Annotated in this window: 14 protein-coding genes; 9 read left to right on the forward strand and 5 right to left on the reverse strand. The window is 73.6% G+C overall.

Features of this window, described 5'->3' with window-relative positions:
- Nucleotides 1-209 precede the first annotated feature (209 nt).
- Nucleotides 210-713, forward strand: a complete 504-nt coding sequence (locus I601_RS10570) for a hypothetical protein (RefSeq protein ID WP_068109218.1) — start codon at nt 210-212, stop codon at nt 711-713.
- Here the strand turns inward: I601_RS10570 and I601_RS10575 are convergent.
- On the reverse strand, nt 697-1,623 hold the full coding sequence (locus I601_RS10575; RefSeq protein ID WP_068109221.1) for a hypothetical protein: 927 nt from the start codon (nt 1,621-1,623) through the stop codon (nt 697-699). The two genes, I601_RS10570 and I601_RS10575, sit on opposite strands and share 17 nt — an antisense overlap.
- Nucleotides 1,620-2,567 (reverse strand): DMT family transporter, encoded by a 948-nt coding sequence (locus tag I601_RS20805; RefSeq protein WP_068109225.1) that lies wholly within the window; start codon nt 2,565-2,567, stop codon nt 1,620-1,622. The genes I601_RS10575 and I601_RS20805 overlap by 4 nt, the downstream gene beginning before the upstream one ends.
- Before the next feature lie 42 nt (nt 2,568-2,609).
- Here I601_RS20805 and I601_RS21175 point away from each other — a divergent pair, with 42 nt between their 5' ends.
- Genes I601_RS21175 through I601_RS10605 form a run of 5 tightly spaced genes read left to right on the forward strand, consistent with a single transcriptional unit; the run spans nt 2,610 to nt 7,426 of the window.
- Nucleotides 2,610-3,314 (forward strand): NUDIX domain-containing protein, encoded by a 705-nt coding sequence (locus I601_RS21175; protein ID WP_068109226.1) that lies wholly within the window; start codon nt 2,610-2,612, stop codon nt 3,312-3,314.
- A gap of 10 nt (nt 3,315-3,324) precedes the next feature.
- The gene (gene mshB / locus I601_RS10590) at nt 3,325-4,251 is read left to right on the forward strand and encodes an N-acetyl-1-D-myo-inositol-2-amino-2-deoxy-alpha-D-glucopyranoside deacetylase (RefSeq protein ID WP_068109229.1); all 927 of its coding nucleotides are present in this window, start codon (nt 3,325-3,327) and stop codon (nt 4,249-4,251) included.
- Between the two features lie 4 nt (nt 4,252-4,255).
- Nucleotides 4,256-4,597, forward strand: a complete 342-nt coding sequence (locus I601_RS10595; protein ID WP_068109232.1) for a hypothetical protein — start codon at nt 4,256-4,258, stop codon at nt 4,595-4,597.
- 9 nt (nt 4,598-4,606) lie between these two features.
- Nucleotides 4,607-6,358, forward strand: a complete 1,752-nt coding sequence (locus I601_RS10600) for a VanW family protein (RefSeq protein ID WP_068109235.1) — start codon at nt 4,607-4,609, stop codon at nt 6,356-6,358.
- 30 nt (nt 6,359-6,388) lie between these two features.
- Nucleotides 6,389-7,426 (forward strand): DUF389 domain-containing protein, encoded by a 1,038-nt coding sequence (locus I601_RS10605; protein ID WP_068109237.1) that lies wholly within the window; start codon nt 6,389-6,391, stop codon nt 7,424-7,426.
- 2 nt (nt 7,427-7,428) lie between these two features.
- Here I601_RS10605 and I601_RS10610 read toward each other — a convergent pair whose 3' ends face one another.
- On the reverse strand, nt 7,429-8,400 hold the full coding sequence (locus tag I601_RS10610) for a GNAT family N-acetyltransferase (RefSeq protein WP_157520045.1): 972 nt from the start codon (nt 8,398-8,400) through the stop codon (nt 7,429-7,431).
- A gap of 75 nt (nt 8,401-8,475) precedes the next feature.
- Here I601_RS10610 and fdxA point away from each other — a divergent pair, with 75 nt between their 5' ends.
- Both fdxA and dapC read left to right on the forward strand, forming a co-directional pair.
- The gene (fdxA, locus tag I601_RS10615) at nt 8,476-8,802 is read left to right on the forward strand and encodes a ferredoxin (protein ID WP_068109243.1); all 327 of its coding nucleotides are present in this window, start codon (nt 8,476-8,478) and stop codon (nt 8,800-8,802) included.
- Entirely contained in the window at nt 8,799-9,932 is a 1,134-nt protein-coding gene (gene dapC / locus I601_RS10620; protein ID WP_068109246.1) for a succinyldiaminopimelate transaminase, read from the forward strand. The genes fdxA and dapC overlap by 4 nt, the downstream gene beginning before the upstream one ends.
- 103 nt (nt 9,933-10,035) lie before the next feature.
- Here the strand turns inward: dapC and I601_RS10625 are convergent, their stop codons facing one another.
- Nucleotides 10,036-10,422 carry a cupin domain-containing protein gene (locus tag I601_RS10625; protein WP_068109249.1) on the reverse strand — a complete coding sequence of 129 codons (387 nt, stop codon included), beginning with the start codon at nt 10,420-10,422 and terminating at the stop codon, nt 10,036-10,038.
- 68 nt (nt 10,423-10,490) lie between these two features.
- On the opposite strand from I601_RS10625, the gene I601_RS10630 reads away from it, so the two are divergent.
- Complete coding sequence (locus I601_RS10630; RefSeq protein WP_157520048.1) at nt 10,491-12,491, forward strand: hypothetical protein; 2,001 nt, start codon at nt 10,491-10,493, stop codon at nt 12,489-12,491.
- Nucleotides 12,492-12,570: 79 nt separating this feature from the next.
- On the opposite strand, the gene I601_RS10635 is transcribed toward I601_RS10630, so the two are convergent.
- On the reverse strand, nt 12,571-15,132 hold the full coding sequence (locus I601_RS10635; protein WP_068109254.1) for an ABC transporter permease: 2,562 nt from the start codon (nt 15,130-15,132) through the stop codon (nt 12,571-12,573).
- Between the last annotated feature and the right edge of the window lies 1 nt (nt 15,133).

Genomic DNA, 15,133 nt, shown 5'->3' on the forward strand with positions numbered 1-15,133 from the left:
TGAGCCGGAGACACAGACGCGGTCCGGGCCATTCTCTGTTGCCGCTGCTTGAGAATGGTCCGGACCGCCCTGTCACCATATGCATCTGGTGCCACCGGCTGCATCACCGGGGCCGCACACATCGTGTGCGGCCCCGGTGGGCATTTGTCTCCCTTCATCGGCCCTGACCCGCTTTACTCGCGACGATCGGCAGATGCTTGACTCGACGCATGCGTCTTTTCAATCCCGTCTCTGCCCTGGCCGCCCTCGCGACGACCGCCCTCGTCCTCACCGGCTGTAGCGGCGATGACGACAGCTCCGCCGAGCCCGAGGCCACCACCTCCGCCTCCGCCGGCTTCGACGAGAAGACCGGCGTGACTGACGACGGCAGCGGCGACAAGCAGCGAGAGTGCAAGGCCAAGGTCGAGGTCTCGGGGGGTGCCAATGCCACCTTCAAGGGCAAGGGAGAGTCCGTCCAGCCCGCGAACGGACAGCCTGCCGCGTACTACGTGTACGAGGGCAAGAAGGGCTCGATCCAGGTCTTTGCCGGAGCGGACGACATTCCCACCAGCGCCGTGGTGACCGTCGACGGAGTTACATACACCACCGACCCGGAGGACCCGACCGGCGTCGAGGCCGGCGAGGATGGCACCTCGGCGACCGTCGACGCAGTGGGCAACCCCACCGAGGGCGGCAGCGCCGACATCGTCGCCGAGTTCACCTGCGGGAACTGAGGCGCACGATCCAGCGCCGCCGCGGGTGCTCCGTGGCGGTCCACAGGTCGCCGGCGGGGTCGGCGTACAGGTCCTCGGGTCCCATCGGGGCGGCCCAGCGGCGGCGGGTGAACGCGCCGGGGACTCCGGACCAGATCGAGCCGGGCGTCCACGGGCCGTGCGAGGTGGACACGAGCCAGCGGCCGTCGCGCTCCACGACGCCCTGCATGCCCGCGACGCCGTCGCCGGCGACGACCGGGGCGCCGCAGGGCAGGTCGGTGGCCGGGTCGACCGGGATGCACGCCAGCCGCCGGGTCTTCTTGCCGCGGCCGTACTCGCCCACGACGATCCCCGAAGCCCCGGCCGAGAAGAACGAGTAGCGCAGCCGCTCGACGCCCTCGGGCGCCGTGGCGCGGTGTGCGTGGCGCATGGGCAGCACCATCTCCCCGTCGACGGAGACGATGTCGTCGAGGTGCGCGGTCCAGAAGCCCTTCCCGGTCGCCGCCACGTGCAGCCACCGCCCGGTCCGGGCCAGGCCACCCGCGTGCACCTTCAGGGGACCGAGCGACAGCTCGCCGGCGTCGTCGAGGCGTGGCACGACGAGGCGCACGTGGGCGTACCAGCCGGTGCGGGTGTCGACGACCGAGATCCGCGAGCCGCCCTTCTTGGCGTACCACGACACCAGCAGCGTCGGGTCGCCGTCGGCGGCGTCGGTGATGCCCTGCGGCCACCACTCCCGGTCGCGTCGGTCGGCCGCCTCCCACGTCCAGGCACGCATCCCCGCCACCCGCAGCAGCGGGCTGCGGCGCAGCTGGCCGGTCAGCGGCACGCCCTCCAGGCCCACCGCCCCCGGCACCCGCGGGTACGCCGCGCTCCGCGCGAGCCCGAGCCCGCTGTCGGGGTCGGTCCACGACGTCGTCGCTGTGCTCATGCGGTCGGCTCCTCGAGTCTCGGGGTGAGTCGGCGCGCCCGGCCCGCGCGGGTGGCGACGGCGACGCCGACCACCGACAGGGCCAGCCCGATCACCTGGCGCGGCCCGAGGGTGTCACCGAAGGCGACCCAGGCCAGCACCGCGGTCACCGGCGGCATCAGGAAGAACACGCTGGCGCCCGCGCTGGCCCCGCCGCGGCGCACGAGCACGCCCAGCAGCAGCAGCCCGGCCACCGAGTTCACCGCGGCCAGGTAGAGCACCGCGACCAGACCCTGGCCGGGGTCCTGGACCCCGCCGGTGCCCTCGAAGGCCAGCGCCACCAGGCCCAGCGGCACCGTCGCCACCGCGCACTGCACCGTCGCCGACCAGATCGGGTCGGCGCTGACGTGGATCCAGCGCTGGCCCAGCGTGCCCAGGCTCAGCGCCAGCAGGCTGGCCACCCCCAGCCCGAGCCCCAACCAGCCGCCCGCGCCATCGACGTCGGGCCCGAGCACCACCAGCACCCCCACGACACCGGCGGCGAAGCCGGCCACCTGCACCCGGGTCAGCCGCTCCCCGAGCAGCAGCCCGGCCAGCACCACGGTCAGCACGGGGGAGAGGGAGTGCAGCAGCGCGGCCAGGGTGGCGCCCAGGCCCAGCGCGAAGCCGACGTACATCAGCCCGAACTGGATCGCGTTGAGCACCAGCCCGACCGCGCCCACGCGCAGCAGCTCGTGGCGTGTCATCCGCATCGGTCCGCGCAGCCACCACGCCAACGGCGCCAGCAGCAGCGCGGCCACCCCGAAGCGCAGCGTCAGCAGGGTGAACGGCTCCACCACGTCGACGCCCGCGGGGCCGGCGATGTAGCCCGACGACCACACCAGCACGAACGCCGCCGCCGGCAGGAGGGGCACCGCGCCCGGTGGTGGCGCGGTGCGGCTGGTCGTGCGGTCCCGAGAGGTCACGGAGCCAGCCTGCCTGATGGCGCCACCCACTAGGGTGCGGGCGTGGGTGAGCGGCAGCTGGTGGTGGGCGCAGCGATCGTGCGCGGAGCGCGGGTGCTGGCGGCGCGGCGTACGACGCCGGCGGCGGCCGCGGGCCGCTACGAGCTGCCTGGCGGCAAGGTGGAGCCCGGCGAGCTGCCCAGCGCCGCGCTGGAGCGCGAGATCGTCGAGGAGCTCGACTGCGAGATCGAGGTGACCACCTGGCTGGCCGGCACCAGCCCGATCAGCGACATCCTCGAGCTGCGGATCGCGGTCGCCCGCCTCGTGGCCGGCGAGCCCGAGCCCCACGAGCACGACCGGCTGATCTGGGTCGGCGCCGACGAGCTCGACGGCCCCGACGGCCCGGACTGGATGGACGCCGACCGCCCCTTCCTGCCCGAGCTGGCACACGTGCTGCGCGCCGCCGCGACCGCCCAGCGCCGCGCGGTCCTCTTCGACGAGGACGACGCGGCCGCGGTGCTGCGCCGCCTGCGCGCCGACGGCTACGACGCCGAGCTGGAGCGCGAGCGCCTGGCCGGCGAGGACGACGACGAGGACCACCCCTGGGCAGTGCTCACCGACGCCCCCGGGTTCATCGTGGAGATGCTGGTCGACGAGCACGACGGCTGGCTCGACGAGGACGCCGGCGCGCCCGCGCCGCCGCCGGTCGCCCCGCTCGACCTGCCCACCGCCCCCCGCCGCATCAAGCGTCCTGGGGCCGGCTCCTAAGATCGAGGGCATGTCCACGCCCTCCTCGAACGCCGGCGACCACCGCCTCCTGCTCGTGCACGCCCACCCCGACGACGAGTCGATCGGCCAGGGCGCCACGATGGCCAAGTACGCCGCCGAGGGCCGCGGAGTCACCCTGGTGACCTGCACCGCAGGTGAGATGGGCGAGATCCTGGTGCCCGAGCTCGAGCACCTCGCCGCCGACCGCGAGGACCGTCTCGGCGAGCACCGCCGCACCGAGCTGGACGCGGCGATGAAGGCCCTGGGCGTCACCGACCACCGCTTCCTGGGCGGCTTCGGGCGCTACCGCGACTCGGGCATGAAGTGGCACGCCGACGGCCACGCCATCGCCGCCGATGACATCCACGACAACGCGTTCTGGCGCGCCGACCTCACCGAGGCCGCCGACCTGCTCGTCGAGGTCATCCGCGAGGTCCGCCCGCAGGTGCTCGTCACCTACGACCAGTTCGGCGGCTACGGCCACCCCGACCACATCCAGGCGCACCGGGTCGCGATGTACGCCGCCCAGCTCGCCGCGGTGCCGTCGTACCGTAAGGAGCTCGGCGCCCCCTGGTCGATCGCCAAGATCTACTGGGGTGCGATGTCGGAGAGCCGGATGCGCGCCGGGCTGCGGGCGCTGCGCGACGCCGGCGACACCACGACGTTCGAGGGCATGGACCCCGACGGGAAGCTGCCGCACTTCGTGACCGCCGACGAGGACCTCGCCTGCGGCGTCGACGCCACCGACTACGTCGACACCAAGATGGCCGCCCTGGCCGCGCACGCCACCCAGATCACCACCGACGGCCCGTTCTTCGCGCTGTCCAACAACGTCGGGGCCACCGCGTGGGGCATCGAGTTCTACCGCCTGGTCCACGGCGAGCTCGGACCGGTGGGGGAGGACGGTCTCGAGACCGACCTCTTCGCCGGGCTCTGAGCGGGTGACCCGGCTGGCGCTGGCGCTGGCCCTGCTGGTGGCGGGAGCAGCGATCGGGCTGGCCGCGCTCGTCGTGCACGCCACCGCCTGGGGCCTGCCGCTCGGAGCGGCGGCCGCCGTCGCCGTCCTGGTCGCCCTCCCGCCGGGGGTGGCCACCCGCCTGCCCTACGCGCTGGGCCTCACCGGCCTCTTCGTGTACGCCGCCCGGGCGCGGCCCGAGGGCGACTACCTGGTCGGCGCCGATCCGCGCGGCTACGGCCTGCTCCTCGTGGCGGTGGTGGTGCTCGTCGGGGCCGTGGTCAGCGTCCCGCACCGACGATTCAACGCTGTCGACAACGGTCTTTAGACTCGCACGGTGAGCCGAGACCCCAAGCGACCCTCCGACGACCGCGAGTCCAGCGGCGCCAAGGCCGTGGTGCTGATCCTCGGTGTCCTCGTGCTGCTCGCCGCAGGCGGCTACGCCGCGGCCGGTGCCTTCGCCGGCGACAAGGTGCCCCGCGGCACCACCATCGCAGGCGTCGACGTGGGCGGGCAGAGCCCCGCGCGCGCCGAGCGCACCCTGCGCAACGGCCTCGAGGAGCGCCTCGCCGAGCCGCTGCAGGTCAGCGTCACCGGGGCCGGCGGCGACACCACCGAGCTCGACCCGGCCGAGGCCGGGCTGTCGGTCGACCACGCCGCCTCGGTCGCCGAGGCCGGCGGGCGCCGCTCGTGGGAGCCCCGGCGGCTCTGGGACTACTACACCGGCGGCCAGGACCTCGCGCCCGTCGTCGACGTCGACGAGAGCGCCCTCGAGGACGCGCTCGCCCAGATCTCCGAGGAGGTCGGCGAGCCCGCCGTCGACGGTGCGGTCAAGCTCACCTCCACCGGCGTCAAGACCACCAAGGCCAAGCCCGGCCGCGAGCTCGACCTCGACGCCTCCCGCGAGGCCCTCGTGGCGGCGTACCTCCAGATGGCCGAGGGCGAGCCCGACGGCAGCGCCGACCTCGCGCTGAGCGAGGTCGCCCCCGACATCGACGAGCGCGACGTGGAGCGGGCCGTCGCGGAGTTCGCCAACCCCGCCCTGTCGGCGCCGGTCTCCCTCGACTTCGGCGACGCCACGGTCGTGCTCGACCCCCAGCAGTACGCCCCCATGCTGCGGCTCGAGCCGGTCGACGGCCGCCTCGAGCCCGTCGTGAAGGGCAAGCAGCTCATCGCCCTCGTCGACGCCGCGACCTCGGGCGACGGCGCGCCCGTCGACGCCACCGTCGCGCTGGTCGACGGCAAGCCGCAGGTCGTGCCCGGCAAGCCGGGCGTGGCCTACGAGCCCGACGACGTGACCGACGCGTTCCTCGACGTGGTCGTGCGCAAGGAGGGCAAGCGCCAGATCGAGGTCGAGGCCAAGGTCGCGCGCCCCGAGGTCACCACCGCCGACGCGAAGGCGTGGAAGATCCGCGAGAAGGTCTCCACCTTCACCACGTACTACCCCAACGCGGCCTACCGCAACACCAACATCGGCCGGGCCGCCGAGCTCATCGACGGCACCGTGCTGGCGCCGGGCGAGACGTTCTCGATGAACGACACCGTCGGCGAGCGGACCCGCGAGAACGGGTTCACCGAGGGCTTCATCATCTCCGACGGCATCCTCAAGGAGGACCTCGGCGGTGGTGTCTCGCAGATGGCGACCACCCTCTTCAACGCCGCGTTCTTCGCCGGCCTCGAGGACGTCGAGCACAAGCCGCACTCGTTCTACATCGACCGCTACCCGGTCGGGCGCGAGGCGACGGTGGCCTGGGGCGCGATCGACCTGCGCTTCAAGAACGACACGCCCTACGGCATCCTCATCGACACCTCGGTGACCCCGGGCGACGCGACCGGCACCGGCGTGGTCACCGCGACGATGTACTCCACGAAGTACTGGGACATCACCTCCAAGACCGGGGAGCGCTACGCCTACACCGAGCACAAGACCCGCACGCTCGAGGGGGACGACTGCTACGCCTACACCGGCTCGTCGGGCTTCTCGATCAACGTGTGGCGCTACTTCCGCAAGGCCGGGGAGTCCGCGCTGGACCACGACGAGAAGTTCACGACCGTCTACACGCCCTCCGACGGCGTGGAGTGCAAGTAGCGCCCCAGCTGGGGCGCCTAGCCTGAGCAGGTGCTCGTCCACCTGCGCCTGACCGCGCCCACCGACCTCTCCGACCGCGTCCGCGAGACCCTGTGCGCACCCGACTGGGTCACGAACGTGACGTGGCAGCGGGACGCGGTGATCGATCCGCCCGGCGACCTGTTCGAGTGCGACGTGGCGCGCGAGAAGGCCGGCGCCCTGCTCGACAAGCTCGAGCACTGCGGGCTCAAGGAGCACGGCAGCATCCTGGTGCTCGACCCCAGCGGTGCACCGTTCGCCAAGGCCGAGGAGCTCGAGGAGGTCGCCCCCGGCCACCCCGACGACGCCGTCATCTGGGAACAGGTCGCGGACGACGCCGAGAGCGGTGCCGACCCGACCGTGTCCTACCACCTGTTCCTGGTGCTCGCGGTCGTGCTGGCCGCGGTCGCGGTGCTCACCGACTCGGCGGTCCTCGTGGTGGGTGCGATGGTCGTGGGGCCCGACTTCGGGGTGGTCGCCGCCGCCAGCGCCGGCATCGTGCTCGGCCGGTGGCGGCTCGTGCGTCGCAGCCTCCAGCTGCTCCTGCTCTCCTTCGTCCTGGCCATCGCGGTCGTGGCGCTGCTGTGCCTGGTGGGGCGCGCCACCGGGATGATCGACGTCGCCGACGTGACCCGGGCCCGGCCCAACACCGGCTTCATCTGGCGACCCGACCAGTGGTCCGTGGTGGTCGCGCTGACCGCCGGGGCGGCCGGGGTGCTGGCGCTGTCGATCCAGAAGACCTCGACCATGGTGGGCGTCTTCATCAGCGTCACCACCGTGCCTGCAGCCGGGAACCTCGCCCTCGGCCTGGCCTTCCTGGAGACCGGGGAGATCCTCGGGTCGCTGGCCCAGCTCGGCATCAACCTCGCCGGCATGCTGGTGGCGGGCACGCTCGTGCTCGGCATCCAGCGGCGCTGGTGGATCCCGATCACCGCCGGCGCCGAGCGGGTCTTCCGCGCCACGAGCTACGGCAACGACGACGGCGGCGACGCGGCGTCCGCGCCGGGGCACAGCCGCGACGAGGGGATCGACGTACGCGACGAGGAGTGAGGTCAGTCGCTCGCGGCCGGCACCAGGTAGCGCGCCACGTGGTGGGTCAGCAGGCCCAGGGCGTCGTAGAGGGCGCGGGCGGCGGTGTGGTCGGTCTCGACGTGCAGCCACACCGTCATCGCGCCGCGCTCGGCGCCCCACTCGAGCAGCGTGTCGAGGACCTCGCCGGCCAGGCCCTGGCGGCGGTGCTCGAGGTGGGTCCTGACGGCGTTGAGCCCGAGCCAGTCGTCGTGGACCGCGGCGCGCCCCTCCGCGACCGGCCCGCTGGGGCCGGGCACCACGACGTGCGCCCGCTCGTCGCGGTCACCCTCGAGCGCCACCACGCCCAGGCCCCGGCCGCGACCCCGTCGGGCGCGGCGCAGCGTGACCAGGGAGGCGAGGCGGAACTCGACCTCGCCGTGGGGCAGATAGACCCAGCCGTGCTCGAGGAACGACCGCTCGACGTCGGTGCCGGCCTCGACCTGCACCATCGGGTCGCGGCCGCGCTCGGCGTAGAAGTCCAGCACCGCGGCCGCGGCCTCGGGGAAGGGGCGACCCGGGTCGCCCATGGCGAGCGCGGAGTTGGCGCGCTTGTAGGGCCGCCCGATGGGGGCGGGGTCGGAGCGCAGCACCCACTCGCCCAGGTCGACGCGGTCGGTGTCGGGGAACAGCACGAACGAGTGGCCCTCGGCGGCGCGCGCGGAGACCCGCTGGCGCACCGACGCACGGGGCGGCACCGGCTTGCCGGCCACGATGTCGGCGATCGCGATGCGCACCGGAGGGCCGTCCTCGGGCTGCACCACGCAGACCCCGTCGGCCCAGCTCAGACAGGTGCCGAGCACGTCGGTCAGCGCCGGCCCGCCGCTGGGACCGGTCTGCCCCTGCAGCACGCTGCGCACCACGACACGGGTGCCGACCACCTGAGGACCCAGGTGCGGGGCGGCGGCCGGCGGCGTGCTCCCACTCGAGGGGTGGGCTTCCGGCGAATCTGGCACGACGGGATACTAGGCTGGAGCCCTCGCGTCGACCTGACGCGCCTACCCGCTGCCCCACCCTCCGAGGAGGATTCGGTGACCTACGTCATCTCCCAGCCGTGCGTGGACCTCAAGGACCGCGCCTGCGTGGACGAGTGCCCCGTCGACTGCATCTACGAGGGCAAGCGGATGCTCTACATCCACCCCGACGAGTGCGTCGACTGCGGTGCCTGCGAGCCGGTCTGCCCGGTCGAGGCGATCTTCTACGAGGACGACACCCCGGAGGAGTACAAGGCGTACTACGACGCCAACGTGCAGTTCTTCGACGACCTCGGCTCGCCGGGCGGTGCGGCCAAGATGGGTGAGATCGACAAGGACCACCCGTTGATCGCCGCTCTCCCGCTGCAGGTCCACGAGTCCTGAGCACCCACGCGAGCAGCACCCGGGGGACGGGTGGGCCGGTCTCGGCCCGCCTGCCCGACTTCCCCTGGGACAAGCTGACGACGTACGCCGCCACCGCCCGGGCGCACCCCGACGGCATCGTCGACCTGTCCGTGGGCACGCCGGTCGACCCGACGCCCGAGGTCGCCCAGGCGGCGCTGCGCGCGGCCGCCGACTCACCGGGCTACCCCGTCACGATCGGGCTGCCCGAGACGCGGCAGGCGTGCCTGGACTGGCTCGAGCGGCGCTTCGGCGTCACCGGGCTCGGGCTCGACGCGGTGCTGCCGGTGATCGGCTCCAAGGAGCTCATCGGATCGCTGGCGGTGCACCTCGGCGTCGGCGCCGGCGACCTGATCGCCTACCCGGCGCTGGCCTACCCGACGTACGAGGTCGGTGCGGCGCTGGCCGGCGCCCGCTCGATCGCCACCGACTCGCTGACCTCGATGGGCCCCGAGGTGCCGCGCATCCTGTGGCTGAACTCGCCGTCGAACCCGACCGGGCGGGTGCTGCCCGTCGAGCACCTGCGCAAGGTCGTCGACTGGTGCCGTGAGCGGGGAACCCTGCTGGTCTCCGACGAGTGCTACCTCGAGTGCGCCTGGGAGAGCGAGCCGGTCTCGGTGCTGCACCCCGATGTCTGCGGCGGCTCCTCCGAGGGCATCCTGACCGTGCACTCGCTCTCGAAGCGCTCCAACCTCGCGGGCTACCGCTGCGCGTTCGTGGCCGGCGACCCCGCCGTGGTCGGCGAGCTGCTCGCGGTGCGCAAGAACCTGGGCCTGCAGATGCCCGGGCCGCAGCAGCACGCGATGGTCGCCGCCCTCGACGACGACGAGCACGTCGCCGTCCAGCACGCCCGCTACGCCGCGCGGCGTACGGCGCTGCGCGCGGCGCTGGAGGGCGCCGGCTTCCGGATCGACCACTCCGAGGCCTCGCTCTACCTGTGGTCCACGCGCGACGAGGACTGCTGGGAGACCGTCGCCTGGCTGGCCGAGCGGGGCATCCTGGCCGCCCCCGGCTCCTTCTACGGCCCCGCCGGCGACCGGCACGTCCGGGTCGCCTTCACCGCCACCGACGAGCGCATCGATGCTGCGGTGGCGCGGCTGGCGGCGGGCTGAAGGTTCATCGGCCGGCCGATAGAACTGGCGGGTGGACGATAAAACTTCATCGTCCCGCCAGGAGCTTCATCGGCCGGCCGACAAACCTCCCGGCCCGGCCGGCTCAGACCGCGACGCCCATCGCGCCCAGCATGTGGTCCAGCACCACGGTGTGGGCGTGGGAGGGGCTGAAGAGGATCACCTCGGCGTCCTCCTCGACCCGCACGCTGTGCCCGGCGGGCCAGCTGAACAGGTCGCCGCCCGCGCAGCGCTCCTCGCTGCCGTCGGTGTAGCTGACGACCAGGGCGCCGGAGATGACGTAGCCGACGTGGGTGGACTGGCAGGCGTCGCCGGGCAGCCCGACGAGCAACGGTGCGATGTCGGTGCCGGCCGCGAGCGAGAACCACTCGGCCGCCAGCGGCCCCTCGGCCAGCCCGAAGTCGGGCAGCTGGCGGGCCTTGGCGCCGGGGACGTCGATCTTGACGGGCAGGTCGTGCTGGGAGATGCGCATGGGATTCACCTGTCGTGTGTGGGGAGCTGACACTCCTTCGGCGTGACAATCGGTGTCACACTGCGACAGTGGTGCTCGACGAGCAGGACACCCCCGAGCTGCCGGCCGCCCTGGAGCTGCAGGCAGGCCAGCACTACGCCGCCGGAGACCTGGAGCGGGCCATCGGCTGCTGGGAGCGCCTGCACGCGCTGCACGAGCAGCGCGGCGAGCGCGAGCCGGCGGGCCGCGCGGCCGCCATGGCGGCGCTGCACCTGCTCATCGACTCGGGCCTGATGGCCACCGTGCGCGGCTGGAACCGGCGCGCCGAGCGGCTGCTGGCCGACACCCCGGGCTCCCCGGTGTGGGCGGTCGTGACGATGGTGGCCGGCTACGAGAGGTTCTTCAGCGGCGACATGGTCGCGGCCGCCGAGCTGTCCCGACGTGCGGTCGCGCTGGGCCGGGAGCGCGACGTGCCGGCGGCGGTCGTCATCGGTCGTACGGCGCTCGCCCGGCTGCGCATCATCGACGGGGCGGTCGAGGAGGGGATCGAGCAGCTCGACGAGGTCGCCGTCGAGCTGACCTCCGGCCGGGTCGACCCGCTCACCGCGGGGATGATGCTGTGCGAGATCGTCTGCGCCGCCCAGGGCGTGGGGCGCCACGACCGGGCCCGGGAGTGGACCGAGGTGATGGACCGCTGGCGACCGGGTCGCGCCGTGGGCGGGATCAGCGGGCGCTGCCGGGTGCACCGCGCCGAGATGCTGCGCTGGTCCGGGCCGGGCGACGAGGCCGAGGCCGAGGCGGTGGCCGCCTGCGACGAGCTGCGCCCCTGGATGCGGCGCGAGTTCGGCTGGCCGCTCGTCGAGCTCGGCACGATCCGGCTGCGTCGGGGCGACCTGGTGGGCGCCGAGGAGGCGCTGCTCGAGGCCCACGAGCACGCCTGGTGCCCGCACCCCGCGCTCGCGCTCGTGCGGCTGGCCCAGGGTCGGGGGGAGGAGGCGCTGGCGCTCGTCGAGGAGGCCATCGCCCACCCCCTGCCGATGCCGTCGAAGGAGCGGCCGCCCTTCGTCGAGCTGCGCGTCGCGCCGCTGCTCGAGGCGCAGGCGCAGATCGCCGCAGCGTTGGGCCGCCCCGAGCAGGTCGAGGCCGCGGCCGAGCGCCTCGAGTCGATCGCCCGGCGCTGGGCCGGGCCGGGTCTGCGCGCGGCCGCGGCCCTGGCCCGGGCGCGCGCCGAGCTGGCCGCCGGGCGGCCAGCGGTCGACGCGGGCACGGCGGCCGTGGCGGCCTGGGCCGACGCGGAGGCGGCGTACGAGACGGCCGTGGCGCGCGAGGTGCTCGCCGCTGCGCTCGACGCCGCCGGCCGCCCCGAGGCGGCCAGGCTGGAGCGGGGCTCGGCCCTGGCGGCGTACGAGGCGTTCGGTGCGGCCCTCGACGTACGCCGCCTGGCCGCGGCCGACGACGACGTCACCGAGGCACCGGCGCGGGAGCCCGCGGTGGCGGTCTTCGAGCGGCTGGGCTCCGGGCGCCGGATCGCGCTGGGCGGGGTCGAGCGGGTGCTGCCGGACCTCAAGGGCCTGCGCTACCTCGAGCGGCTGCTGGCCGAGCCGGGCCGGGAGCTGCACGTGCTGGACCTGGTCGCGGGGGAGAGCGACGCCGAGGCGCCGGAGGGCCCCAGCCGGGTCGACACCACCGGCCTGCTGGTGCTCGACGACGAGGCCAAGGCGGCCTACCGGAGGAGGTTGGCCGAGGTCGAGGAGGACCTCGACGACGCGGTGGCGATGAACGACCTGGCCCGCCAGGAGGTGGCCCAGCACGACCGCGACTACCTCGTCGACGAGCTGGCCCGGGCCGTGGGGCTGGGCGGGCGGGACCGGCGTACGGGCGGCTCGGCCGAGCGGGCGCGCACCAGCGTGACCCGCTCGCTGCGCTACGCGCTGGGGCGGGTCGCCGAGCAGCACCCCGACCTCGGCGCCCACCTGGCCCGTCGCATCCGGACCGGCACCTACTGCTGCTACGAGCCCGACCCGTTGAGCCCGGTGACGTGGCGGCTGGGTCCGGACTCGCCCCCTCATGGTTCATCGGCCGGCCGATGAACCTGGCGGGTGGCCGATAAAGTTTCATCGTCCATCCAGGAGTTCCGTCGGCCGGCCGATGAAACTCCCGCCGGCCGGCCTACTCGGTCGCGATCGCGTCCAGCACGTTCATCCGGGAGGCGCGGACGGCGGGCAGGATGGCGGCGACCACGCCGAAGACGACGGCGATGAGCAGGAACACCGCCAGGCTCGGCAGCGGGACGGCGAGCTCGGAGAGGTCGTCGCGCAGGGAGCGTTGCAGCAGCACCCCGATGAGCACCCCGAGCAGCAGGCCGAGCACGGCGCCCATCATCGAGATGGTCACCGACTCCAGGGTCACCATCAGCCGCAACCGGCGCCGGGACAGCCCGACCGCGCGCAGGAGGCCGATCTCGCGGGTGCGCTCGAGGACGCTGAGGCTCAGGGTGTTGACGATGCCGATGACCGCGATCACCACCGACAGCGCCAGCAGCCCGTAGACGATGTAGAGCAGCTGGTTGATCTGGGCGGTGATCGAGTCGGCGAACTCCTCCTTGTCCTGCACCGCCACGATCGGCAGGTCCGCGACCAGTGCGTCGAGCGCGGCCTTGACCGCGACGACGTCGGCGCCGGGCGCGGTGTTGATGCTCAGCGTGGTGTCGACGCGACGCACACCGGCGGTCTCGAGGACGTCGAAGCCGACGTTGAACGGCCCCGCGACCTGGCTGTCCTCGAAGATCCCCGCCACGGTGACCGGCACCTGCTGGTCGCCCGGGAAGCCCAGCTCGGTGGTCGCGCCGAGCGTGAACCCTCGGTCCTCGGCGGTGCTGGCCGACACCACGACCTCTCCGGGGCCGGGCTGCTCGTGCCCCTCGAGCATGGTCAGGTCGTAGACGTCGCCGAAGGAGCCGTCGGCCGCCACCACGTACGTCGGGTCCTCGTCGTCGCCGACCGTCGCCAGCAGCGCCTGCTGGCGGGAGAGCACCTCGACGCCCTCGACGCGGCTCATCCGGTCGCCGATCGCGACCGGGAAGCTGCCGAAGACCGGTGACTGCACCAGGAAGTCGGCCTCGAACTGCTCGTCGACCAGCTGGTCCGTCGAGGCGCTCACCGAGGCCGCGAGCACGCCCACCGCCGAGACCAGCGCGAGACCGATCATCAGCGCCGAGGCGGTCGCTCCGGTGCGCCGTGGGTTGCGCAGCGCGTTGTCTCCGGCCAGCCGCCCGGTGGTGCCGAAGACAGCGCCGAAGAGCCGGCGGGCGCCGAGCAGGACCGGGCGCCCCAGCACCGGGCTGATCGCGGCCACGGTCAGCACCCAGAGCACCGCACCGGCGCCGAGGTAGAGCGCGTCGTTGCCCGGCGCGCCGACCAGGCCGACAGCGGCGAGCGCAGCGCCGACGACCAGCAGCACCGCCCCCACCAGGGTGCGTCGGCGCAGCCCGGCCTCGCTGGCGCCGGTGTCCTCGCGCATCGCCACGACCGGTGCCACCTGCGCGGCCCGGCGTGCCGGCAGGTAGGCCGACGCCAACGTGACGCCCAGTCCGACGACGTACGCCGTCAGCACCGTCGCGGAGGTCAGCGTCAGCACCGCGGCGTCGATCGGGAGCCCGATGCCGTTGAACAGCGCGGCCAGGGCGCGGGCCAGGCCCAGGCCGAGCAGCAGGCCGGCGGTGGAACCGATCATCGCGGTGAGGGCGGCCTCCAGCAGCACCGATCGGCGCACCTGCGCACGGCTGGCCCCCAGGCCGCGCAGCAACGCGAGCTCACGGGTGCGCTGGGCCACCAGGATCGAGAAGGTGTTGGCGATGATGAAGCCCCCGACGATGACCGCGATCACCGCGAAGGCGCCGAGGAAGATGTCGATGAAGCCGAGGAACTCGCCGACCGCCGACTTCGACTCCTCGGCGACGACGTCACCTGCGACCGCCTCGTAGCCGGCCGGCAGGACCTGTGCGGCGGCCTCGGCCAGCTGCTCCTGGTCCACCCCGTCCGTCGCGGTCAGCCCGACCGAGGTGAAGGCGTCCGCGCCGTCGAGGAACATCGCCTGGGCGCCCGAGGTGTTGAAGATGACCAGCGTGGCGCCGGCGGTACCGGCGCCGGCGTTGAAGCCGGCCAGGCCGACCAGCTCGAGCTGCTGGGTGATCGGGCCGCTGCCGTCGACGCCCGGCGGGATGACGGTGACCTGGTCGCCCACCTCGTAGCCGGCGTTGCGAGCGGCCCCGGTGTCGAGGGCGATCTCGTCGTCGGCCTCGGGCCAGCGGCCGTCGTCGAGGACCAGGATCTGTTGGCCGCTGAGGTTGGGGGAGTCGGTGTAGTTGAAGGACAGGGTCGGGGCGCCGCCGGTGCCGACCAGCTTGAGGTCCGGGTCGAGCACGTAGAGGCCGAAGCCGTCGATGCTGCCGTCGGCGCGGGCCACCTCGGGGAGTGCAGCCAGCCGCGCGACGTCCTCGGGCGCCAGGGTCTGGGTGTTGCCGGCACCCACCGCCTCGAACGATGCCGTGCCTGCCGGTCGGACGACCGCTGCGGGCGTGGAGCCGTCGATGATCCCGTTGAACGTGGCCGACAGCCCGCTGCTGAACGTCAGCACCCCGCTGAGGAAGCCGATGCCGAGCACGATCGCCAGCGTGCTCATCACCAGCCGCGCCTTGCGGGCCAGCAGCGTGCGCCAGGTGAGGCGGAACACC

The organism is Nocardioides dokdonensis FR1436 (genome assembly GCF_001653335.1).
GTDB lineage: Bacteria > Actinomycetota > Actinomycetes > Propionibacteriales > Nocardioidaceae > Nocardioides > Nocardioides dokdonensis.